Raw genomic sequence first — 1,815 nt, 5'->3', positions numbered from 1 at the left:
ACCCACCCGGTGTGGATCGACGGCGCGGACGCCATGTCGGCCCTGCTGGACCTGGACCGGATCTCGTACTTCAAGGGTTCGTCGGCGTTGCGGCAGCTCGCGCACCACATCGGTGACGACGCGATGCGCGAGGCGCTGCGGATCTTCTTCGCCCGGCACGCGTACGGCGCGGCGACGTTCGCGGACTTCAACGCGGCGATCGGAGAGGCCGTCGGCCGGGACATGACCGACTGGGCGGACCGCTGGCTGGGCACCGCCAACGTCACCACGCTGGCCCCGGACTTCACCGTCGAGGACGGCGTGATCACGTCGTTCGCCGTCACGCAGTCCGCGCCGCCGTCGCACCCGGCGCTGCGACCGCACACGATCGACATCGGCCTGTACGGCGACGCGCACGAGACGGTCCGCGTGACGGTGGACGGCGAGCGCACCGAGCTGCCCGAGCTGGTGGGCCGGAAGGCCCCGAAGTTCCTGCTGCTCAACGAGAACGACCTGACCTACGCGAAGATCCGCTACGACGACGCGTCGCGCCAGGCGCTGCCGGAGGTGCTGCCGGCGCTCGCGCCGATCAACCGCGCGATGGTGTGGGCGCAGCTGTTGCAGGGCGTGGTGGACGGCGCCGTGCCCGCGACCGACCACCTGGACCTGGTGACGCGGATGCTCGGCTACGAGACCGAGCTGTCGATCGTGATCGAGGTGCTCGAACAGGCCCGCATCGACGTCGCGGACCGGCTGCTGGACCCCGAGCTGCGACCGGGCCTGCTCAAGGCCGTGGCGGACGCGGCGCGCGACCGGCTCTCCCGCGTCACGCCGGAGGACGAGCTCGGCCTGGCGCTGTTCCGGGGCCTGGTGGAGTTCACCTCTGACACCTCGGAGCTGCGCGGCTGGCTGGACGGCGTGCCGCTGCCCGCCGGGCTGGAGCTGGACGCCGACCTGGCGTGGCGGGTGCGGTACCGGCTCGCGGTGCTGGGTGCGTTCACCGAGGCGGAGATCGACGAGGCGTACGCGGCGGACCCGAGCACGCACACCGAGCAGTTCGCGGTGAAGGCGCGGGCGGCGATCCCGACGGTCGAGGCGAAGCAGGCCGCGTGGCGCGCGATCACCACCGACGCCGAGCTGTCGAGCTACCGCCTGTGGTCCACCGCCGAGGGGTTCTGGCAGCCCGAGCAGCGGGAGCTGACCGAGCCGTACGTGGCCCGGTTCTTCACCGAGATCGTGGACGTCGCGCGGCTGCGCGAGGACAAGGTGCTGGACACGCTCGTGCTGTGGCTCTACCCCCGCTACGCCGCCGACCAGGCGACGCTCGACGCGGCCGAGGAGCTGTTCGCGCGGGACGACCTGCCGCTGCCGCTGCGCCGCCGCGGCGCGGACCTGACCGACGACCTGCGCCGCGCCGTGCACGCGAGGCGCGGGTGAGAGCGGCGGTGGTCGGCGGCGGCGTCGCGGGTGCCGCGCTGGCCTGGCGGCTGCGGACCGCCGGTGCGGACGTGACGGTGTACGCGCCCGGCGCGGCCGACGCCTCGGGTGCGTCCGGCGGGCTGGTGCGCGGCTTCGAGGTGGACGCGGGCGCGGCGCGCGAGGCGGCCGAGTCGCTGGCCGAGCTGCGTTCCGACGAACGGGTCCGCGACTGGGCGGGCTACCGGGAGACCGGGTCGGTGTACGTCACGGCCGACGACGTCACGCCGTCCGTGGACGCGGTCGAGGCGGTGCTGCCGGGTTCCGCGTGCGTCGTGGACGGTGTCGAGCTGGCGCGGCGCTTCGGGTTCCGGGACCTGCCCGCGGACGCGGCCGGTGTCGTGGAGCGGCACGCCGGGC

The 1,815-nt window shown here is 74.0% G+C and carries 2 protein-coding genes; both read left to right on the top strand.

Going from position 1 to position 1,815, the window contains the following annotated elements; genetic code table 11:
- On the top strand, positions 1-1,416 hold a 1,416-nt coding region (locus AB0G02_RS36510; RefSeq protein WP_360803947.1), incomplete at its 5' end, for a M1 family metallopeptidase.
- Positions 1,413-1,815, top strand: a 403-nt coding sequence (locus AB0G02_RS36505; protein WP_360803944.1) for an FAD-dependent oxidoreductase, incomplete at its 3' end; no start/stop codon positions are given. The genes AB0G02_RS36510 and AB0G02_RS36505, both read left to right, overlap by 4 nt.

This window comes from Actinosynnema sp. NPDC023658, assembly GCF_040639995.1.
Classification (GTDB): Bacteria; Actinomycetota; Actinomycetes; order Mycobacteriales; family Pseudonocardiaceae; genus Actinosynnema.
The sequence above is the reverse complement of the archived record's forward strand: the minus strand, read 5'-3'. Positions and strand labels throughout refer to the sequence as shown.